We start from the raw sequence: 21,568 nt of genomic DNA on the forward strand, positions 1-21,568 counted from the left end.
AGCCACTCCGCCCCGGCCGGCTCGACGGCGTCCACCATCGCCACCTGCGCCATCGCGACCACGGTCGCGGTCACCGTGGTGACCGTGAAGACGAGGCGGACGGTCGTCCGGGGCCCCTTCGCTGTCACGCGAGCCGTGTCCGCTAGCGCGCGGCGGCCGCGTCCGCCGCCTGTGCCTTCAGCGCACGCTCCACGCCCGCGCGGCACTCGGTCACCAGCCGGCGCAGCGCCGGGGACGGGTCGTTCGCCTCGATCCACGCGTCGGTGGCGTCCAGGGTCTCGCGCGACACCTGGATCGTCGGGTAGAGGCCGACCACGATCTGCTGGACCATCTCGTGGCTGCGCGTCTCCGAGACGCCCTTGATGGAGGCGAAGTACTTCTCCGTGTACGGCGCCAGCAGCTCGCGCTGGTCGGTCTGGACGAAGCCGCCGATCACCGCCTCCTGCACGGCGTTCGCCAGCTTGTCGGACTCCACGACCGACGCCCACGCCTCGGCCTTCGCCGCCTCCGTCGGACGGGCCGCCCGAGCGGTCGCGGCATGCCGCTCGCCCGCCGCGGTCCTGTCGCGCGCCAGCTCGCCGGCGATCTCGGGCTCGTCGTACACCCCGGCCGCCGCCAGCCGCTGCACGAACACCCAGCGCAGCTCGGTGTCGACGGCCAGGCCCTCGATCGTCTCCCGGCCCTCCAGGAGACCGGCGAGCAGGTCGAGCTGCTGCGGCGTGCGGGCGGTCGCCGCGAACGCCCGTGCCCAGGCCAGCTGGTGGTCGCTGCCCGGCTCGGCCGCGCGCAGATGCGCCAGCGTCGCCTCGGTCCACCGGTTCAGGCCCGTCTCGCGCCACTCCGGCGCCGCGTACAGGTCCAGGGCCGCCTTCGTCTGCCCCTGGAGCGACTGGACGACGCCGATGTCGCTCTCCTTGCCGATGCCGGAGAGCACCAGCTCCAGGTAGTCGCGCGTGGCGAGTTCACCGTCGCGGGTCATGTCCCAGGCAGAGGCCCAGCACAGGGCGCGCGGCAGCGACTCGGTGAAGTCCCCGAGGTGCGCGGTGACGTTCTTCAGCGACACCTCGTCGAGCCGGACCTTGGCGTACGACAGGTCGTCGTCGTTGAGCAGCACGACCGCCGGGCGGGCCTTGCCCTCCAGCTGCGGTACGGAGGTCAGCTCGGTGGCGGTGACGTCCAGCTCGACCCGTTCCGTACGGACCAGCTTGCCGGCCTCGTCCAGGTCGTAGAAGCCGATCGCGATCCGGTGCGGACGCAGGATCGACTCGCCCTTGGCGCCGGCGGGCAGCGCGGGCGCCTCCTGCCTGACCGCGAACGAGGTGATGACACCGGAGGCGTCCGTCTCGATCTCCGGGCGGAGGATGTTGATGCCGGCCGTCTCCAGCCACGCCTTCGACCAGGCCTTGAGGTCACGGCCGGAGGTCTTCTCCAGCGCGCCCAGCAGATCCGACAGGCGCGTGTTGCCGAAGGCGTGCGCCTTGAAGTACGCCTGCACGCCCTTGAAGAACTCGTCCTCGCCGACGTACGCGACCAGCTGCTTCAGCACGCTGGCACCCTTGGCGTACGTGATGCCGTCGAAGTTGACGAGCACGTCCTCCAGGTCGTTGATCTCGGCCATGATCGGGTGGGTGGAGGGCAGCTGGTCCTGGCGGTAGGCCCAGGTCTTCTCCGCGTTGGCGAAGGTGGTCCAGGCGTTCGGCCAGCGGGTGCCCGTCACGGAGGCCTGGCAGGCGACCGAGGTGTAGGTGGCGAACGACTCGTTCAGCCACAGGTCGTTCCACCACTCCATGGTGACCAGGTCGCCGAACCACATGTGCGCCAGCTCATGCAGGATCGTCTCGGCCCGGCGCTCGTACGCCGCGTCCGTCACCTTCGAGCGGAAGACGTACTGGTCGCGAATGGTGACCGCGCCCGCGTTCTCCATCGCGCCCGCGTTGAACTCGGGCACGAAGAGCTGGTCGTACTTGGCGAAGGGGTAGTCGTACGCGAACTTCTCCTGGAACCAGTCGAAGCCCTGGCGCGTGACGTCGAAGATGTGGTCCGAGTCGAGGTACTCGGCGAGCGACGGGCGGCAGTAGATGCCCAGCGGGACCGTCTGCCCGTCCTTCTCGTAGGACGAGTGCACCGAGTGGTACGGGCCGGCGATCAGCGCGGTGATGTACGTCGAGATGCGCGGGGTCGGCTCGAAGACCCAGAGGTCGTCCTTGGGCTCGGGCGTCGGCGAGTTCGAGATCACCGTCCAGCCGCTCGGCGCCTTCACGGTGAACTGGAAGGTCGCCTTCAGGTCGGGCTGCTCGAAGGCCGCGAAGACCCGGCGGGCGTCCGGCACCTCGAACTGCGTGTACAGATAGGCCTGGTCGTCGACCGGGTCGACGAACCGGTGCAGGCCCTCACCGGTGTTGGTGTACGCGCAGTCGGCGACGACGTGCAGCTCGTTCGGGCCCTGGTGGAGATGGGCCAGTTTGATCCGCGAGTCCCGGAAGACGGCGGCCACGTCGAGCTCGCGGCCGTTCAGCACGACCTCGTGCACGGCGGGGGCGACGAGGTCGATGAAGGTCTCGGCGCCGGCCTCGGCGCAGTCGAAGCGGACGGTGGTGACGGACCGGTAGATGCCGCCCTCCTGCGCACCGGAGAGGTCCAGTGCGACCTCGTACGCGTCCACGGTCAGCAGCTTCGCCCGCTGCTGCGCCTCTTCACGGGTCAGGTTTGTGCCAGGCACCCGGTCAACTCCTCGGTTTCGTGACGTTTGGCTCATCCTTCCACGGCGTACTCACCGGCGCACCGAGCATTTCCAGGGCCCGTCCCCGCTGATGCGCAGCAGTCCCGGCCCGGACACGGCAGCGCTGACCCGGACCTGCCCGACCTCCTTGACGAGGAGCTCCTGGTCCTCGGCGTCGTACGCGGGCTCGGCGGGCGGGGTGTGCTGGTGGACGGTGAAGTCGGACCGGCCGTCGTGGAGGAAGTCGAGGACGGCCGGGGGCCCGTCGTAGACGACGAGGTCGTGCGCGACGCCCTCGATGCGGCTGTCGAAACGGCGTGCGTGCGTGAGCGGCAGGACCCGCAGGTTCCAGGGGGTGTCGGCCTCGACCCGCAGGGTCAGCGGCCGGTCGCGGGGGACGACGGCGACGGTGCGGGCCCTGACGTCGTCCTCGTAGGCGGTGAGCAGGAACTCCGCGGCGCGGCCGTGCTCGTCGCAGGACTCGATGGTGGTGGAGATCGAGTGGGAGGACTGGATCTCCAGGAGCGCCCAGCCGGGCGGGATGGCGGGGTCGCAGCGCACGGTCTCCTTGCCGCGGCCCTGGTGGGTGGAGGGGCGGAAGGAGACGGAGAAGGGATCGACGGGGGCGGCGGGCGGGGCGTGGCTCGGCACCGGGGTGTACGACTCGAAGGACGTCACGGACGTCACGGGCGTCACGGGCATCACGGGCGTCACCGGGGACACGGGCGGCGCGAGCGGCTGTGCCCGGCCCGGACCGGGGGGCGGCGGGGCGTCACCGGCGCCCGAGGGCGGGAGCGGGACGTGGCCGGGGCCGGGGACGGGTTCCGGCGGGGCCTGCGCCACGACGCCGAAGTCCGTCGCCAGGCCCGCGAGCCCCGACACGTACCCCTGGCCCACGGCGCGGAACCTCCAGCCGCCGTCACGGCGGAGGAACTCGCCGAGGAGGAACGCCGTCTCCGTCGTCGCGCCGCCGAGGGCGAAGTACGCGGCCGGGGCGCCCGCCGTGTCCGTGACCCGGATGTCCAGGTCCGGTACCTGACCGAGGACGCCGCCGTCGGCGGAGGCGGCGATCACGATCCGCTCGACGGACGGCTCCAGCCGGCCGAGATCCAGCCACAGCCAGTCCGCGGCCGGGGAGCCCGGCGCCCCGCGCGCCGACCTGCCCAGGTGCCGTACGGCGCCCGAGGCATGCTTGCCGTGGTGGTGGAAGACGAGATCCGTGTCACCCCGCACCCGTCCGCCCGCGTCGAGCAGCAGGGCCGAGATGTCCACGTCGGGCACGCCGGGCCCGGTCCGCCAGGCGACCGCGACCTGGAGGGCCCGCTCCGGCACCGGGATGTCGGCGCCCTTCGGTAAGTGGGTCATGGTCGGATCCTGCCACCCGGCGGAGGGTGTTCGAACGCGTTGTCCGAATTCCGCCGGAGGCAGGTTCCAGGCCCGTCGGCCGCGGGGACGGTCAGGCGCCCTTGAGCTCCTGGGCCACCAGCTCCGCGATCTGCACCGCGTTCAGGGCGGCGCCCTTGCGCAGGTTGTCGTTGGAGAGGAAGAGCGCGAGACCGTTCTCCACGGTCTCGTCCACGCGGATCCGGCCGACGTACGACGCGTCCTTGCCGGCCGCCTGGAGCGGGGTGGGGATCTCGGAGAGCTCGACTCCCGCGGCGTCCTTGAGCAGCTCGTACGCGCGCTCGACGCTGATCGGGCGGTCGAAGCGGGCGTTCACCTGGAGGGAGTGGCCGGAGAAGACCGGGACCCGGACGCAGGTGCCGGAGACCTTGAGCTCCGGGATCTCCAGGATCTTGCGGGACTCGTTGCGGAGCTTCTGCTCCTCGTCGGTCTCGAAGGTGCCGTCGTCGACGATCGAGCCGGCCAGCGGGACGACGTTGAAGGCGATCGGACGCTTGTAGACGGCGGGCTCGGGGAACTCGACGGCCTCGCCGTCGAAGGCCAGCCGGTCGGCGTTCTCGGCCACGGCGCACGCCTGCGTCCGCAGCTCGGCCACGCCCGCCACACCCGAGCCGGAGACGGCCTGGTAGGTGGTGGCGACGAGCGCGGTCAGGCCGGCCTCCTGGTGGAGCGGCCTGAGGACCGGCATCGCGGCCATCGTGGTGCAGTTCGGGTTGGCGATGATCCCCTTGGGGCGGTCCTTGATCGCGTGCGGGTTGACCTCGGAGACCACCAGCGGCACCTCGGGGTCGCGCCGCCAGGCGGAGGAGTTGTCGATCACGACGGCACCCTGGGAGGCGACCTTCTCCGCGAGCGCCTTGGAGGTGGCGCCGCCGGCGGAGAACAGCACGATGTCCAGGCCGGTGTAGTCGGCGGTGGAGGCGTCCTCGACCGTCACCCCGTCGAGGACCGTGCCCGCGGAGCGGGCGGAGGCGAAGAGCCGCAGCTCGTCGACCGGAAAGTTGCGCTCGGCCAGGATCTTGCGCATGACTGTGCCGACCTGACCGGTGGCTCCGACGATTCCGACCTTCACGGGGACTCCTCCGTACGTTTGTGCAGGGTGCTGCCGGTCCATGATGCGTATGTCACCGGGCGCCTTGTCCAATCCATTGTCCAAGGGTCGGGACATGCGAAAGGCGGGCGCCGGTTCCGGCGCCCGCCTCCCTACCCGCTCAGCGGCTTTTCACCGCTGGTGCGGCGTGTGTCACGGCGTGACCTTGCCGATCACGACGCTGCCGGAGCCCGCGACCGTGCCGCGCGCGTTGAGCAGCTGGACCTCGCCGAAGAACTGCCGGCCCTCGGGCGCGGCACCGGCGACCAGCACCTCGGCGCCGACCTGGGCGCTCGCGCCGTTGGCCAGCGTCACCGGCTTCGACGCGTCGACCCGGACGCTGCCGAGCGAGGACGAGTAGTACACGTCCTTGTAGTCGAAGGTCGTGCCGCCCTCGGCCTGCACCGAGTAGCCGTCGATCACGATCGTGTAGGTACCGGCGGCCGGCTTGACCAGCGAGACGGCCTCCTCCGAGTCGCCGTCCGCGGCCTGGCCCACCTGCTTGCCGTCGAGCAGGACCGTCAGGTCCAGGTCGGCGGCCTTGTCCGAGGTGTTGCCGATCGCCACGTCGAGCCGCTCGACACCCTCACCGATGGTGACGGTCTTCGTCTGCTGCTCGTGGTGCTTGATGGTCGGGGTCTCGACCTTGGCCGAGCCGAGCGAGCCACCCTTCAGCGTGCCGTTGATCGCGGCGAACCTGTTGGTGACCTTCCACTCGACCGGGGCCGGGGTGCCGACCTTCGCCTCGGCGACGGTCTGCACCGCCGGGTCGAACTCGGCGCCGAGCACCTGGACGTCCAGCTTGTACGGGTTGTCCAGGTCGGGCGAGGTGCGACGCGACTCGACCTCGATCTCCCAGACGCCCGGCGTCGGGTTGGCGTACGAACGCAGGTCCGGACGGCAGGTGTTGGCCGGGTTGTAGTGCGGGTAGCACGCGGTGGACGCGGTGGACTCGATCGCCACGCCGTACGGGTGGATCGCGATGAACCGGGTCTGGCTCTTCTCCTTGAGACCGCCGAGGGCGACCTCGAGGGACTTGGCGCCCGCCGGGACGGTCACGAAGTACGACTTGTGGCTGTTGCGCTGCACCGAGCCGGTGGCGGAGGTGCCGAAGCCGGGTGCGACCAGGTCGTTCGCGACGACGACGGTCGACAGGATCTGCTTGTCGACGCCCTCGGTGCGCTCGTCGTCGGCCTCCAGGATCACGCTGTGCACACCGGCCGTGGTGGGCCGGGCCTGGACCTTGACGGTGACCGGCTTGTTCAGCGGCAGGTCGACCTCGTCGTCGCCGAGGATCCGGAAGGTGCCGTCGTTGTACTTCAGGTCCAGCTCGTGCTCGATGGTCCGGTTCGGGCCGCTCGTGCGCGTGATGGTGACGTCGTAGACCTTCTTCTGGCCGACCTTGAGGCCGCCCTCACGGTCGTACACACCGGTGCCGGTGCGCGGGGCCGGGAAGATCTTCGTGTCGACCGGGGCCTGGACCTTGTAGTCGTGCGCCGTGGCGCCGTCCTTGATCGAGTCCCAGGCCTCGTTGATGTCGATCAGGCCGGAGCCCTGCTCGTGGGCCGCGACACCGGAGATCCGCTTGGCGGTCGAGGTGAGCGCGGTGCGCAGGGTGAGCGGGGAGAGCTCCACGCCCTTCTGCTTCGCGGCGGAGAGGAGCAGCGCGCTCGCGCCCGCGACCTGCGGGGAGGACATCGAGGTGCCGTTGAGCATCCCGTATCCGGCGGGCAGCGTGTAGCCGGCCTCGGGCACGCCCGAGCCCGCCTGCCAGGTCGGGATGGTGTTCACGGCCGAACCGGGACCGGAGATGGTCGGGGTGAAGCCGCCGTCCTCACGCGGGCCGCGCGAGGAGAAGGGGAACATGGCGTACTTCTTCTCGACGGCCGAGCCGTAGTTGGCGGCCCAGGTCTCCTTGGAGATGGCCGCGCCGACCGAGATGACCTTGTCGGCCAGGCCGGGGTCGCCGATCGTGTTGATGCCCGGGCCGGAGTTGCCGGCCGAGATGACCAGCTGGACACCGTGCTCGTCGATCAGACGGGTGTAGAGGCGGGCGCGGACGTTGTCACCGTCGTTCTGCGCGGGCAGGCCGCCGATCGACATGTTGACGATGTCGACGCCGCGGTTGACGACGAGGTCCGTCATGCCCTCCATGAGGGCCGTGTTGGTGCAGCCGCCGGTCCAGGTGCAGGCGCGCGAGGAGACGAGCTTCGCGCCGGGCGCGGCGCCGTTCATCTTGCCGCCGAAGAGGCCGTGGGCGGCGGTGATGCCGGCGACGTGCGTGCCGTGGGAGGACTCGACGATGCCGATGTTGACGAAGTCGCGCTTCTGGCCCACCCAGCTGCCGCCGAGCGGGTCCATCGCGACGTCCTTGCGGATCTCCACGACGAACGGGGTGCGCTCGACGACCTCGGTGGCCGGGTTGTCGGTACCGAAGTAGCCGATCTGGTACCCGTCCTTGTACGGCTTCATCGGCGCGTTGTCCGTGAAGTCGTTGTTCTGGTCGGAGTCGACGCGCACGGTCCCGGCGGCCGGGTCGTACAGCATGCCGAAGAGGTCGGTCTTGTCGCCGTCGCGGTTGATGTCACCGGCCGGGTCGCCGCCCGCGGTGATCGACTCGGCGAAGCGGCTGAACTGGTAGGAGCCCTCGGGCGCCTTCCAGCTCTGCGACGAGGCGGTGAAGACGGGGCCGGCGACCGGGGTGACCTGGGCACGCCAGGTGGCGTCGCCCTCGGTCAGCGGGTCGGTGGCGGTGACCCAGTCGACGATCTTGCGCTCGCCGGTGGTGGTCTTCTGCAGGGCCGGGTGGCCGAGGTCGACACCGGAGTCGAGGATGCCGATGGTCACGCCGCGGCCGTCGGCCTTGGGGTGCTCCTCGACGAACTCGACGGCACCGGTCTCGTGGGCCGGGTTGTACGGGTTCTTCGCCGGGGTCTTCTTGCCGGGGGCCGGGTACGTCGAGGTGACGGTCGTGCCCTCGGCGGTGCCCGCGACGCCCGCGTCCGGCGTCGGGTCGTCCAGCTTGATCTCGGCCTGGAGGTCGATCGACTGGACGGAGGAGAGCTTGGCGGCCGCCTGGATGGCGGCCTCCGCCTTGGCGGTGGGGACGGTGGCGCGGACGTAGCCGAGCCCGTCCTCCCGCTTGCCGACCGAGGCGCCCTGCACGGCGTCGAGCTGGCCGGCGACCTGCTCGGTGGCGCCGGGGGCGGTGGCGACGAGGAGGGTGACGTTCTTCTCGCCGGTGGCCTCGGCCTCGGAGAGGCGCTGCGCGTCGGTCGCGCCGAGCTTGTCGGCGGAGTCCGAGGACTTGACCGGCGGCGTGGTCGCCGGGGCGTCGGCGGCCAGGACCGGAGCGGCACCGGCCGCGATGAGCGCGGTCACGAGTCCGGCGGCGGCGGCGATGCGTGCCGCGCGTCTGTGCCCGGGGGTCGAGCGCCCGGGTATGGAGCTCTGAGTTTCGGGGGTGGTCATTTACATCCCTGGTGGTGAAAGAGAGGGTCCGGAATTCGGTACCGGATGACCGCTCAGCCTTTCGTAAGCGACAGGGGTTTGGGGAGGGTCCAGAGGTGGCGGGATGCGCGTGTGGCGCACATCCGCCACTGCGGGACATGCGCCACGAGGGATGAATCGCCCTCTACCGGGGCGAGTCGGAGGGCTCGCGCGGGTGACTAGTTGTCTTTTGTACGGGCATAGTGCCGCGAGGCCTTGGCCCGGTTGCCGCAGACCGCCATGGAGCACCAGCGCCGGGTCCCGTTCCGCGACGTGTCGAAGAAGTGCAGGACGCACGCCTCGTGGGCGCAGGCCCGGATCCGGTCGGGCGCCGTGCGCAGCAGGTCGAGGTAGTCCCGGGCGGCGGTCCAGCCGGGCCCCCAGGCGGCGTCCTCGAACTCGGCCTCCTCGCCCGGCCCCTCCGGGGTGAGGGTGGCCCGGATCCGGCCGTGCCCCAGAACCGCGTCGACGCGGGCGGCGGCGGCCGGGTCGCCGGGCCGGTCCACGAGGCCGGCGAGTGCGTCACGGGCGGCGAGGGTGTGGCGGAGGGTGGTCGCGTCGGCGGTGAAGCGGTCGTCCAGCCCGTTGGCGGCGAGCCAGACGGCGAGGCCGTCGGTGCCGGTGAGCAGGTCCTGGTGCGTGCCGTCCTCGTTCCAGCGGGTGTTGAGGAGATCGAGGGAGACGGGCTCGCCGGTGAGCGGCCGGGGGTCGGAAACGGTCATGGCGGACGCCCTCCTCGTCGTACTAACCCTTCAAGAGTACGTGACCGGTTGACGCTCACGGCAGCTAACCTCTAAAGTCCAATTCAGCGGTTAGCTCGTCTCGGGCCGGCCATCGACGAAAAGGGGACCGCCATGTCGGCGATCGGAACGCTGCGCACCGGCCACGTCGGGCTCAACGTGACGGACCTGGAGCGCTCGATCGGGTTCTACGCCGACGTCCTCGGCTTCGAGGTCCTGCGGGAGGGCAAGGAGGAGGGCAGGCGGTACGCCTTCCTCGGCCAGGACGGGCAGCTCGTCCTCACGCTCTGGGAGCAGGCGGACGACGCGTACGACCCCGGCCGCGCGGGCCTCCACCACCTCGCCTTCGAGGCCGAGTCGATCGAGCGGGTCGCGGCGGCCGAGGCGGAACTGAAGGCGCGTGGCGCCTCCTTCGCGTACGAGGGTGTGGTCGCCCACGCCGAGGGCGCGACGTCCGGCGGCGTCTTCTTCCACGACCCGGACGGCACCCGTCTGGAGATCTACGCGCGCAAGGGCGCGGAGGGTGCGACGGCGCCGAACGAGGCGGCCCCCACCTGCGGCTTCTTCTGACCGCCTCGGCGGCACCTGTCACCCCACCGCCCCGCCCGGCCCGGGAAGGACCCCTCGAAGGACATGGACCCCTACAACTCCGGCGCCCTCGCCGTACAGGACCGCGTAGGCGTCCGCGACCGCGCCGCCCACGCCGCCCGCTCCATCCGCGACGGCGTCCCCACCATCGCCGCCGCGTTCCTCGGACAGCAGCCGATGCTGGTGATCGGCGCGGCGGACGGCGCCGGGCGGGTCTGGAGCTCGCTGCTCACCGGTGAGCCCGGCTTCGTGCGGGCGACCGGCCCGCACACCATCTCCGTGGCGGCCGCCCTCCCCGAGGGCACCGCCGCCGGAACCCCCGTCGGCACGATCGCCCTCGACCCCCGCACCCGCCGCCGGATGCGCCTCAACGGCATCGCCCGGCCCAGCCGGCGCGGCTTCACCGTCGAGGCGGACCAGGTCTTCTCCAACTGCCCGAAGTACCTCCAGAAGCGGGACCTGTTCGCACCCGGCCCCGCCACCCCCGCCGGTGCCGAGCGGCGCGGCGCGGCGCTCACCCCCGACCAGGAACGGCTCGTCCGCGCCGCCGACACCTTCTTCGTCGCGACCGTCGCCCCGGACGGCGCGGACGCCAGCCACCGGGGCGGCAACCCCGGCTTCGTCCGGGTCGACTCGCCGACCGAACTGAGCTGGCCGGACTACCCCGGCAACGCGATGTTCCTGACCCTGGGCAACCTGGAGACCGACGACCGGGCCGGGCTGCTCTTCCTGGACTGGAGCGACGGCACGACGCTCCGGCTGACCGGCGTCGCCCACACCGAGTACGGCCCCGACGGCCGGCGCACCCGCTTCCGTATCGCCCAGGCGGTCGAGACCCCGTCCGCCAGCCCCCTGCGCTGGTCCGCCCCCGTGTACTCCCCGGCCAACCCGCCCCTGAACCAGGACCCTTCATGACGACCGCCCCGGCGCCCGCCCGGCCCCCCGCACGGCCCCGCCCCCAGGTCGTGGCCCTGGCCACCGCGGTCAGCGTCGTCGCCCTGCTCGTGCTCGTCGCCGTCGGCGCCGTCCTCCACGAGCCCCTGCTCATCCCGCCGCTCGCGGCGAGCATGGCGCTCGTGGCCGGGGCGCCCGATCTGCCGCTCTCCCAGCCGCGCTCCGTCGTCGGCGGGCAACTGCTCTCCGCGCTCACCGGCTTCGCCGTCCTCGCCGTCGCCGGCCCGGGGATCTGGGGCGCCGCCGTCGCCGGAGGTCTCGCGCTCGGCGTGATGATGCTGGCCCGTACCCCGCACTCGCCCGCCGCCGCGACCGCCGTGATCGTCACCCTCGAGAATCCGCCGTTCTTCGCCTTCCTCGGACTGCTCGCCCTGGCCGTCCTCCTCCTCGTCGCCGTCGGCCTGGCCGGCGCCCGCGCCACCGGGCGCGCGTACCCGGCGTACTGGTTCTAACCTCTCCGCATGAAGAAGGAGTTGAGGGTGGCGGCCTACGCCGTGTGCGTACGCGACGACGAGATTCTGCTCGCCCGCTGGGTGGCCGGCGACGGCACCAAGAAGTGGACGCTCCCCGGCGGCGGCATGGACCACGGCGAGGAGCCGGTCCGTACCGTCGTCCGCGAGGTCGAGGAGGAGACCGGGTACCTCACCGAACCCACTGTCCTGCTCGGCATCGACTCGATCCGCCGCTCCTGGCTGCGCCGGCTCGCCGTCCCCGGCGACTTCCAAGGGTTGCGGATCATCTACGAGGCCCGCGTCACCGGGGGCTCCCTGCGCAACGAGACCAACGGCTCCACCGATCTCGCCGCCTGGCATCCCCTCGCCGCGGTCCCCGGCCTGACACGCGTCGAACTGGTCGACATCGGGCTGGAGTTGTGGCGTGAGCGCCCCCCGGTCGGCCGCTCCCGGCGCACCGATCCCGCGAACGGCTGATTTCCGCTCAACCGTTCGGGCCCCGCTCAACCGTCACCGCCCCTGCCGCGGTCCCCTCCCGTGACCGCAGTACGCACGACAGGGGAGCCCGCACATGCCGGCCGTACGCACCATGACCCGCACCGTTCTCGCAGCCACCGCCGTGGCCGCGCTCACCGCCACCGCCCTCGCCGCGCCCGCCGCCGCGGCGGCGGCGGCGCCCACCGCGCCCGAGAAGCAGAACCACCACGCCACCCAGCAGGCCCTCGACGCGGCGGTCGGGGCGGGCGTTCCCGGAGCCGTCGCCCAGGCCCGCGTCGGCCGCGCCGGCTGGACCGGGACCGCGGGCCAGCGCGGCGGCAGGGACCACTACCGCGTCGGCTCCATCACCAAGACCTTCGTCGCCACCGTCCTCCTCCGGCTCCAGGCCGAAGGCCGCCTCGACCTCGACGACCCGGTCGAGAAGTGGCTGCCCGGCATGGTCCGGGGCAACGGTCACGACGGCCGGAAGATCACCGTCCGCCAGCTCCTCAACCACACGAGCGGCGTCTACAACGTCACCTCGGACCCGGGATTCCAGGAGAAGGTCTTCGGCCCCGCGTTTCTGGAGCACCGCTACGACACCTGGACCCCGGAGCGGCTCGTCGCCGTCGCGATGACGCACGAGCCGGACTTCGCCCCCGGCACCGGCTGGAACTACTCCAACACCAACTACGTCCTGGCCGGCCTGGTGATCGAGAAGGCCACCGGACGTCCGTACGGCAAGGAGATCGAGCGCCGGATCACCAAGCCGCTGAAGCTGCGCGCCACCAGCGTCCCCGGCACCGACGTGACGATGCCGAAGCCGAGCTCACGGGCGTACTCGAAGCTCTCCTTCGACCCGGACGCCACCCAGGTCCACGACGTCACCGAGCTGAACCCGTCCCTCGCCCACGCGGCGGGCGAGATGATCTCCAACTCCAGTGATCTGCAGACGTTCTACCGAGCCCTGCTCAAGGGCAAGCTGCTGCCGAAGGCGGAGCAGCGGGAGCTGACCGACACCGTCGCCACCGACCCGAGCGCCCCCGAACTCCGTTACGGCCTCGGGCTGATGCAGGTGAAGCTGAGCTGCGGCAAGGAGGTCTGGGGCCACGGCGGCGGCATCCACGGTTCCTCCTCGCAGGCCGTCACCACCCGGGACGGCGAGCACACGCTCGCCATGAACTTCAACGCCGACTGGACCGGCGACAGCCAGAGCGTCGTCGAGGCGGAGTTCTGCGGCACGGCGCCGAAGAAGTAGCCGCTACCGGGGGAGGACGACGACGTAGGCGGCGGGCTGCCGGTCCGACGCGGCCATCAGGGCCGTGCGGATCACCGTCGCCTGCTGGTCCATCGCCTCGCGCAGCTTGCGCGGGGTGATGTGGACGACCGTGATGCCGAGCCGCTCCAGATGCTCGCGCTTACGGGTGTACTCCGACCACAGCGCGTCGTCGTCCTGTCTCGGCGCCCGGGTGTCCAGCTCCACCGCCACCGCCTGGTCCGGCCAGTAGGCGTCGAGGCCGCCGAGATGGGGACCGCCCGGCAGCCGCAGATCGACGTTCCACATCGGGTCGGGCAGGGCGAACTCCCGCACCATCTCGTAGAGCCGTTCCTCGGCGATGGCCCGGCCCTCGGCGAGCAGCGAGTCGACGGCGTCCACCACATGGGGCCGGTTCAGCAGCCGCTCGCGGCTCAACTCACGTACCACCACGCCGGGTTCGCAGTGACCGGCGCGTACGGCCTCGGTGAGCAGCCGGCGCACCACGCCCGCGTCGCTGAGCGCGGAGACCGCGTCGGCGAGCGCCCGGGCGACCGGCGCGACGGGCACCCCGCCGATGTCCAGCGGCTCGGGGAGGTCCTGTGCGCGCACGACCCGCACCCGGCCGGTGGACCGCAGCCGGCGCGCGCGGTGCACCAGCACGTCGATCCGGTCGACGGAGAGCAGCGCGGGAGCGGAGGCGAAGCGGTGCAGGGCGAGCGCGGCGAGGCCGGTCACCATCGCCTCGGCACCCTGGGCCGGCACGCCGCCACGGCGCCGGGTGTAGTGGAGCGCCTCCTGGATCCGGTCGTCGCCGGTGCGGGGGAGGGGGCGGGGGGTGATGGGGGTGTTGTGGTTCATGCGGAAGGTCTTCCGCCGCCCACGCGTCCGCTAACCGCTGTTACAGAGTCGTAGACATTCAGGGACAAGCTCGTCCTAAAGTACGCACGTTCGACTGCCGATCAGTCCCGGCACTCGCGAGGCCGGACCCGCGCCGCCTGTCGCGCCGATCCCGCCGCGGCGCGCCCGCCCTGATCCACCGGGCACGGCCCCTGGCACGGGCCGGCCCCGGCCACGAGCCGAGCTCGTCGCCGGGGCCGATCCGATGACCGATGAACCGCTACGCCGCCGCGCGATCGCACGCCTGGGCGCGCAGCGCCCGCGCCAGGTCGTCCCGGGACTCCAGGACCAGCCGGCGCAGCGCCGGCGGGGCGGACGCGTGCGCGGAGAGCCACGCGTCCGTCGCCCCCAGGGTCTCCTCGCTGTCCTGCAGCCCGGGGAACAGACCCCGCACCACGTCCATCCCGATCTGGATCGACCGGTCCGCCCACAGCCGTTCGATCACCGCGAAGTACTTCTCCGCGTACGGCGCGATCAGCTCGCGCTGCGAGGGCTGGACGAACCCCGCGATCGTCGCCTCCACGAGCGCGTTCGACAGCGCGTCCGACTCGACGACCTGCGCCCACGCCTGCGCCTTGACGGCGGCGGAGGGCCGGGCCGCCAGGCAGCGGACCTGGTGGCGCTTGCCCGTCGCGGTGTCGTCCCGGGCCAGCTCCGCGTCGATCCGCGCCTCGTCCGCACGGCCGTGCGCGGCCAGCGGCGTCAGGAACGACCAGCGCAGCTCCTGGTCGACGTCCAGCCCGTCGATCTTCGCCGTGCCGTCGAGGAGCCCCTCCAGGAGCTGGAAGTCCGCGTCCGACGAGGAGACCGACGCGAAGAACCGCGCCCAGGTCAGCTGGTGTTCACTGCCCGGCTCGGCCAGCCGCAGCTCCCGCAGCGCGCCTTCCGCGAGCAGCCGGCCGCCCTCCTCGCGCCACTCCACCGCGGCGTAGTGCGTGACCGCCGCCTGGGCCCAGGCGTGCACCATCTGCAGCACACCGATGTCCGTCTCGCGGCCCGCGAAGTCCAGCACGACCGCCACGAAGTCCCGGGCCGGCATCAGACCGTCCCGCGTCAGGTTCCACAGCGCCGACCAGCACAGCGCGCGCGCCAGCGGGTCGGTGATGTCGCCCAGGTGCGCCCGGAGCGTGGTCAGCGACCGCTCGTCGAAGCGGATCTTGCAGTACGTGAGGTCGTCGTCGTTGACGAGGACGAGCGCCGGCCGCTCGGCGCCCGCCAGTTCGGCCACGACCGTCCGCGCCCCGGTGACGTCCGCCTCGGCCCGCGCGTACCGCACCAGTTCGCCCGCCACCGACAGCCGGTAGAGCCCCACGGCGGCCCGGTGCGGGCGCAGCTCGTCGCCGTCCTGGACGACGGCCAGCTCGGTGATCCGGCCCTCCGCGTCGTACGTGACCACCGGTGTCAGCGCGTTGACGCCGGAGGTCTGGAGCCAGGAGCGGGACCACGCCTTCATGTCACGGCCGGAGGTCTCCTCCAGTACGGACAGCAGGTCGGCGAGGCGCGTGTTGCCGTACGCGTGCCGCTTGAAGTAGCGCCGCGCGCCCTCCAGGAACGCGTCCCGTCCGGCGTACGCCACCAGCTGCTTGAGGACGGACGCGCCCTTGGCGTAGGTGATGCCGTCGAAGTTCAGCTTGGCGTCCTCCAGGTCACGGATGTCGGCCGTGATCGGGTGCGTGGAGGGCAGCTGGTCGGCGCGGTAGGCCCACGCCTTGCGGTTGTTGGCGAAGGTCACCCAGCTGTTGGTGAAGCGGGTCGCCTCCGCCAGCGAGAACGAGCCCATGAAGTCGGCGAAGGACTCCTTCAGCCACAGGTCGTCCCACCACACCATGGTGACCAGGTCGCCGAACCACATGTGCGCCATCTCGTGCAGGATGACGTTCGCCCGGCGCTCGTACGCCGCCTGCGTCACCTTGCCCCGGTAGATGTACTCCTCGCGGAAGGTCACCATGCCCGGGTTCTCCATCGCGCCGAGGTTGTACTCGGGGACGAAGGCCTGGTCGTACTTCCCGAAGGGGTACGGGTAGTCGAAGTTGTCGTGGAAGAAGTCGAAGCCCTGCTTGGTGATCAGGAAGACGTCGTCGGCGTCGAAGTGCTTCGCGAGCCCCTTGCGGCACATCGCGCCGAGCGGGATCTCCAGCTCGGTCCCGTCGCCCAGCGTGCGCTTGTACGTGTCCGTGACGTAGTGGTACGGCCCCGCGACGACACAGGTGATGTACGTCGAGATGGGCGCCGTCTCCGCGAAGCGCCACACCCCGTCGGCGCCCCGCTCGCCCACGCCGTTCGACCAGACCGTCCAGCCCTCGGGCGCCGTCACCTCGAAGCGGTACGGAGCCTTGAGGTCCGGCTGTTCGAAGTTGGCGTGAACGCGTCGGGCATCGGCCGGTTCGTACTGGGTGTAGAGGTAGACCTCGCCGTCCTCCGGGTCGACGAAGCGGTGCATGCCCTCGCCGGTCCGGCTGTAGGCGCACTGGGCGTCCACCACCAGGACGTTCTCGTCCGCCAGCCCGTCCAGCGCGATCCGCGAGCCGTCGAAGACGACGGCCGGGTCCAGCGCCCGGCCGTTCAGCTCCACCGAGTTCACGGCGGGGGCGATCAGGTCGACGAAGGTGGCCGAGCCCGTCCCCGTACGGCGGAACCGGATCGTGGTCACCGAGCGGAAGGTGCGCACGCCCTCCCCGGACTCGCCGACCGCGGAGCGCAGATCGAGGGCGACCTGGTACCCGTCGACGGTCAGCAGCTCGGCCCGCTCGCGGGCCTCGTCGCGGGACAGATTCTCTCCGGGCACGGTCACTCCTTCGTGGCTCGTTGGAAACAGCACCGATCCTCCCATGTGCCGCTGACCCCCGGCACTCGGGGAATGGCTCGCCCCCGCCGTGACGTTGCTCCGTCTGGCGCACCACATCGACCGCAGACGCACGTCCCTGAGGAGTGACATGTCCGAGAGCAGGACCACCGCCGACTTCTGGTTCGACCCGCTGTGCCCCTGGGCCTGGATGACCTCCCGCTGGATGCTGGAGGTGGAGAAGGTGCGCCCGGTCGACGTGCGCTGGAAGGTCATGAGCCTGGCGGTCCTCAACGAGAACCGTCTCGACGAGGTCCCGCCGGAGTACCGCGAGATGCTGGAGACCCAGGCGTGGGGCCCGGTCCGCGTGGTGATCGCGGCCCAGCAGCTGCACGGCGACGAGGTCGTCGGCAAGCTCTACACCGCGCTCGGCACCCGTTTCCACAACAACGGCGAGGGCCCCACCCGCGAGGCGATGGCCGCGGCCCTCACCGACGCGGGCCTGCCGGCCGACCTGGTCGAGTACGCCGACAAGGACACGTACGACACCGAGCTGCGCACCTCCCACAAGGAGGGCATCGACAAGGTCGGTCAGGACGTCGGCACCCCGGTGATCTCCGTACCGGGCGCGGACGGCGAGGAGGTCGCCTTCTTCGGCCCGGTGGTGACCCCGGCGCCGCGCGGCGAGGCGGCGGCCCGGCTGTGGGACGGCACGCTCCTGGTGGCCTCGACGCCGGGCTTCTACGAGATCAAGCGCACGCGGACGGCGGAGCCGAGCTTCGAGTAGCCCGCGGACACACCTTCCGCTGATACAGACGACCCCCGCGAGTCACGTCCTCGCGGGGGTCGTCCTTCTTCCGCCTGCCGGTGAAGGTTGAGAAGACGATCACGAGCAGGGCGCCGAGGGGCTGATCAGATGGAGATCAGCGGTACGGAGTTCTTGGCCGCCTGGTAGCGCTTGTTCACGTCCTGCCAGTTGACGACCTGCCACATGGCCTCGATGAAGTCGACCTTCTGGTTCTTGTACTGGAGGTAGAAGGCGTGCTCCCAGGCGTCGAAGACCAGGATCGGGACCGAGCCCTGGCCGACGTTGCCCTGGTGGTCGTAGACCTGCTCGACGATGAGCCGGCCGCTGATCGGCTCGTAGGCGAGCACACCCCAGCCCGAGCCCTGGGTGGTCGCGGAGGCCTTCGTCAGCTGCGACTTGAACTTGGCGAACGAGCCGAAGGACTCGGTGATCGCGTCCGCGAGCTCACCGACACCGTCGGCGGCGAGCGGCTCGCCCCCGCCGCCGCCCTTGGGGCTGTCCATGTTGTTCCAGTAGATGGAGTGCAGGATGTGGCCGGAGAGGTGGAAGGCCAGGTTCTTCTCCAGGCCGTTGATCGCGCCCCACTGCTCCTTGTCGCGCGCCTCTTCCAGCTGCTCCAGGGTGTCGTTCGCCCCCTTGACGTAGGCGGCGTGGTGCTTGTCGTGGTGCAGCTCGATGATCTGCGGGTTGATCACCGGCTCCAGCGCCGCGTAGTCGTACGGCAGTTCCGGAAGGGTGTAGATCGCCATGTGCCGAGCCTCTCGCTGCTGGTGCTTATTGCAACCTCTATGCAAGTGCAGGCTAGCAGCAGGAGTCGGCGAAGTTGATCAGCCCTTGGGCCTAGGTCCCGCGCCGGACCCCCGTGCCGGGGAACGCGAGAACCCCCGGACCGACCGGGTCCGGGGGTTCTCGTCGTACGGGTCAGGTCAGGCGTCCGGCGACACCGGCCGCCGCGCCTTCTGGAGCGCGAAGCCGATCGCCGCGAGCAGCACGGTCAGGCCGCCCGTCCAGTACAGCTGCACCCGGGTGCCCTCGTCGCGGGCCATCAGGAAGAAGATCGCCGCCATGCCGCCCAGCGCCACCCAGGTGAGCACCGGGTAGGCCCACATCTTCACGACCAGCTTCTCCGGCGCCTCGCGCTCGGTCCGGCGGCGCAGCAGCAGCTGCGAGACGGCGATGAAGAACCAGACGACGAGGATGATCGCGCCGATGGTGTTCAGGAGCCAGATGAAGATGTCGTCCGGACGCCAGTAGCTCAGCAGCACGCACACGAAGCCGAAGACCGAGGAGACGAGCACCGCCGGGCGCGGCACGCCGCCGAACGTACGGCCCAGCGCCTTCGGGCCCTGACCCCGGTCGACCAGCGAGCAGGCCATCCGGGAGGCGCCGTAGATGTTGGCGTTCATGGCGGACAGCAGGGCGATCAGCACGACCACGTTCATGATCTGGCCGGCCGCCGGGATGCCCAGATGGTCCAGGGTGGCGACGTACGGGCCCTTCTCGACCACCGCCTTGTCGTCCCACGGGACGAGGGTGACGATGACCGCCATGGAGCCGATGTAGAAGAGCGCGATGCGCCACATCGCCGTACGGACCGCCTTGGCGACGCCCTGGACGGGGTGCTCGGACTCGGCCGCGGCGATGGTGACGGTCTCCAGACCGCCGTACGCGAAGACGGAGGCGAGCAGTCCCACGATCAGGCCCTCGGAGCCGTTGGGGAAGAATCCGCCGTCCCCGGTCAGGTTCGTGGCGCCGGGGGCGTCCGAACCGGGCAGCACACCGGCGATGGCCAGCACGCCGATACCGAGGAAGAGGACGATCGCGCCGACCTTGAGCGCGGCGAACCAGAACTCGAACTCGCCGAAGTTCTTCACCGCCGCCAGGTTGGTGGCGCAGAACACCAGCATGAAGAGGGCCACCCAGGCCCACTCCGGGGTGCCCGGGAACCAGCCCGTCATGATCTTGGCGGCGCCGATGCCCTCCAGGCCGACGGCCACGCAGAGCAGGAACCAGAAGGCCCAGCCCGCGGTGAAACCGGCCCAGGGGCCGATGGCCCGCTCGGCGTGGACGGAGAAGGAGCCGGAGGCCGGGTTGGCCGCCGACATCTCGCCGAGCATGCGCATCACGAGCATGACGAGCAGCCCGGAGATCGCGTAGGCGACCACGATCGAGGGGCCGGCGGCGGCGATGCCCGCGCCGGAGCCGACGAAGAGGCCGGCTCCGATGACGCCGCCCAGGGCGATCATCGAGAGGTGGCGCTGCTTGAGGCCGTGCGAGAGGCCGTGCGACGCACTGGCTCCGTCGTCCTTGCGGTCGACGGGCGTGGGCGCGGTGGTCCGGGACATGGGCCGCCCTGTTCATTGGCCGGTACGGGGGAACGCGCCACAGTCTGGGCGCGCGCACCGCTTACAGGGAACGGATGTCCGCTATACGGGCACGACCTTCACACAAGGTGAAGATTCACTTCCGCTTCGTGCGCGCTTCCCGCACCCACGCCACCAGCAGGACGGCGCCGGTGGCCGCGCCCGACCAGAGCACCTGCGGCCGCGCCCCGTCGTCGGTCAGCATCAGCACCAGTACGGCCGCCATGGCGGCCAGCGCCGCCCAGGTCAGCCACGGGAAACCCCACATGCGCAGCGTCAGGGTCTCCGGCGCCTCGCGCTCGATCCGGCGGCGCAGCCTCAGCTGGGAGACCGCGATGAGTCCCCAGACGAAGAGGAGGACGGCTCCGACCGCGTTGAGCATGTAGAGGAAGACGGAATCCGGCCACTTCAGATTGAGCAGGACGGAGACGAACCCGAACGCCACCGACGCGAGCACGGCCCGCCGCGGCACCCCGCCCGCCGAGATCCTCAGCAGCCCCTTCGGCGCCTCCCCGCGCTCGGCGAGCGAGAAGACCATCCGGGACGATCCGTAGAGGTTCGCGTTGAGCGCCGAGAGCAGCGCCACGAACACCACGACGTTCATGATCTGACCGGCCGACGGAACCCCGATCGCGTCCAGGACGGCGACGTACGGCGACTGCCCCGGCTCCATCGACGTCCACGGCAGCAGGGTCACGATGACCAGCATCGAACCGACGTAGAAGAAGAGGATCCGCCAGACCGCGCTGCGCACCGCCCGCGCCACGTTGCGGGCGGGGTCGTCGGACTCGGCGGCCGCGATCGTGACGACCTCCAGACCGCCGAAGGCGAAGACGACCGCGAGGACGCCGGAGACCACGCCCTCCCAGCCGCCCGGCAGGAATCCGCCCTGCCCCGTCAGATTCGCCATGCCGACCGGGTCGGTGTCCGGAAGCAGTCCGAGGATCGCGAGGACCCCCAGGACGAGGAAGAGGACGATCGCGCCGACCTTCAGCCCGGCGAACCAGAACTCGAACTCGCCGAAGTTCCGCACCGCCGTGAGATTGGCGGCGGTGAACACGACCATGAAGAGCAGCACCCAGCCCCACTGCGGGATCCCCGGCACCCAGCCGTGCGCGATCCGCGCCGCGCCCGTCGCCTCGACGGCGAGCACCACCACCAGCAGGAACCAGTACAGCCAGCCCACCGAGAAGCCCGCCCAGCGGCCGAGGGCCCGCTCGGCGTGGACGGAGAAGGCGCCGGAGGCGGGCATCGCCGCCGACATCTCGCCGAGCATCCGCATGATCAGCATCGCGAGCGTGCCCGCGATCAGGTACGAGAGCACGATGCCGGGCCCGGCGACGGCGATGCCCGCCCCCGAACCGACGAAGAGCCCGGCACCGATCACACCGCCGAGCCCCAGCATCGTCAGATGACGCTGCTTCAGCCCATGGGAGAGCGGCTCCGGTTCGGGAGCGAGGGGAGCCGGGGCGGCGGGCGGTGCGTCGTGCATATGAGGGCCGTGCTCTCGAAAGCGTTTATGGAGACCCCACAGTCTCTCCGGTGAT

General features: G+C 71.2%; 16 protein-coding genes. 6 read left to right on the plus strand and 10 right to left on the minus strand.

What is annotated here, in order from left to right:
• Positions 1 to 142 precede the first annotated feature (142 nt).
• From pepN (ACWDX6_RS00005) to ACWDX6_RS00025, 5 genes are all read right to left on the minus strand, one after another.
• Positions 143 to 2,719: an aminopeptidase N gene (gene pepN, locus ACWDX6_RS00005; RefSeq protein ID WP_451482652.1), complete on the minus strand. Its 2,577-nt coding sequence runs from the start codon at positions 2,717 to 2,719 to the stop codon at positions 143 to 145.
• A 51-nt stretch (positions 2,720 to 2,770) separates the two neighbouring features.
• The gene (locus ACWDX6_RS00010; protein ID WP_451482653.1) at positions 2,771 to 4,084 is read right to left on the minus strand and encodes a TerD family protein; all 1,314 of its coding nucleotides are present in this window, start codon (positions 4,082 to 4,084) and stop codon (positions 2,771 to 2,773) included.
• Between the two features lie 91 nt (positions 4,085 to 4,175).
• Complete coding sequence (locus ACWDX6_RS00015) at positions 4,176 to 5,195, minus strand: aspartate-semialdehyde dehydrogenase (RefSeq protein WP_451482654.1); 1,020 nt, start codon at positions 5,193 to 5,195, stop codon at positions 4,176 to 4,178.
• A 171-nt stretch (positions 5,196 to 5,366) separates the two neighbouring features.
• Positions 5,367 to 8,684 (minus strand): S8 family serine peptidase, encoded by a 3,318-nt coding sequence (locus ACWDX6_RS00020; RefSeq protein WP_451482655.1) that lies wholly within the window; start codon positions 8,682 to 8,684, stop codon positions 5,367 to 5,369.
• Between the two features lie 197 nt (positions 8,685 to 8,881).
• Positions 8,882 to 9,424: a CGNR zinc finger domain-containing protein gene (locus ACWDX6_RS00025; protein WP_451482656.1), complete on the minus strand. Its 543-nt coding sequence runs from the start codon at positions 9,422 to 9,424 to the stop codon at positions 8,882 to 8,884.
• Between the two features lie 132 nt (positions 9,425 to 9,556).
• Here ACWDX6_RS00025 and ACWDX6_RS00030 point away from each other — a divergent pair, with 132 nt between their 5' ends.
• From ACWDX6_RS00030 to ACWDX6_RS00050, 5 genes are all read left to right on the plus strand, one after another.
• Positions 9,557 to 10,012, plus strand: coding sequence for a VOC family protein (locus ACWDX6_RS00030; protein WP_451482657.1), 456 nt, complete (start codon positions 9,557 to 9,559; stop codon positions 10,010 to 10,012).
• 63 nt (positions 10,013 to 10,075) lie between these two features.
• On the plus strand, positions 10,076 to 10,945 hold the full coding sequence (locus ACWDX6_RS00035) for a pyridoxamine 5'-phosphate oxidase family protein (RefSeq protein ID WP_451482658.1): 870 nt from the start codon (positions 10,076 to 10,078) through the stop codon (positions 10,943 to 10,945).
• On the plus strand, positions 10,942 to 11,436 hold the full coding sequence (locus ACWDX6_RS00040; protein ID WP_451482659.1) for an HPP family protein: 495 nt from the start codon (positions 10,942 to 10,944) through the stop codon (positions 11,434 to 11,436). The genes ACWDX6_RS00035 and ACWDX6_RS00040 overlap by 4 nt, the downstream gene beginning before the upstream one ends.
• Before the next feature lie 9 nt (positions 11,437 to 11,445).
• The gene (locus ACWDX6_RS00045; RefSeq protein WP_451482660.1) at positions 11,446 to 11,913 is read left to right on the plus strand and encodes an NUDIX hydrolase; all 468 of its coding nucleotides are present in this window, start codon (positions 11,446 to 11,448) and stop codon (positions 11,911 to 11,913) included.
• A 94-nt stretch (positions 11,914 to 12,007) separates the two neighbouring features.
• Positions 12,008 to 13,171 (plus strand): serine hydrolase domain-containing protein, encoded by a 1,164-nt coding sequence (locus ACWDX6_RS00050; RefSeq protein WP_451482661.1) that lies wholly within the window; start codon positions 12,008 to 12,010, stop codon positions 13,169 to 13,171.
• Positions 13,172 to 13,174: 3 nt separating this feature from the next.
• Here ACWDX6_RS00050 and ACWDX6_RS00055 read toward each other — a convergent pair whose 3' ends face one another.
• Positions 13,175 to 14,029 carry a hypothetical protein gene (locus tag ACWDX6_RS00055; RefSeq protein WP_451482662.1) on the minus strand — a complete coding sequence of 285 codons (855 nt, stop codon included), beginning with the start codon at positions 14,027 to 14,029 and terminating at the stop codon, positions 13,175 to 13,177.
• A 259-nt stretch (positions 14,030 to 14,288) separates the two neighbouring features.
• Complete coding sequence (gene pepN / locus ACWDX6_RS00060) at positions 14,289 to 16,853, minus strand: aminopeptidase N (protein ID WP_451482663.1); 2,565 nt, start codon at positions 16,851 to 16,853, stop codon at positions 14,289 to 14,291.
• Between the two features lie 148 nt (positions 16,854 to 17,001).
• Between pepN (ACWDX6_RS00060) and ACWDX6_RS00065 the strand changes: the two genes are divergently transcribed.
• Positions 17,002 to 17,637, plus strand: coding sequence for a mycothiol-dependent nitroreductase Rv2466c family protein (locus tag ACWDX6_RS00065; protein WP_451482664.1), 636 nt, complete (start codon positions 17,002 to 17,004; stop codon positions 17,635 to 17,637).
• Positions 17,638 to 17,762: 125 nt separating this feature from the next.
• On the opposite strand, the gene ACWDX6_RS00070 is transcribed toward ACWDX6_RS00065, so the two are convergent.
• From ACWDX6_RS00070 to ACWDX6_RS00080, 3 genes are all read right to left on the minus strand, one after another.
• Entirely contained in the window at positions 17,763 to 18,407 is a 645-nt protein-coding gene (locus ACWDX6_RS00070) for a superoxide dismutase (protein ID WP_451482665.1), read from the minus strand.
• A gap of 177 nt (positions 18,408 to 18,584) precedes the next feature.
• Complete coding sequence (locus tag ACWDX6_RS00075; RefSeq protein ID WP_451482666.1) at positions 18,585 to 20,003, minus strand: amino acid permease; 1,419 nt, start codon at positions 20,001 to 20,003, stop codon at positions 18,585 to 18,587.
• A gap of 115 nt (positions 20,004 to 20,118) precedes the next feature.
• The gene (locus ACWDX6_RS00080; protein ID WP_451482667.1) at positions 20,119 to 21,513 is read right to left on the minus strand and encodes an amino acid permease; all 1,395 of its coding nucleotides are present in this window, start codon (positions 21,511 to 21,513) and stop codon (positions 20,119 to 20,121) included.
• Positions 21,514 to 21,568: the final 55 nt, after the last annotated feature.

This window comes from Streptomyces sp. NPDC003027, assembly GCF_053591435.1.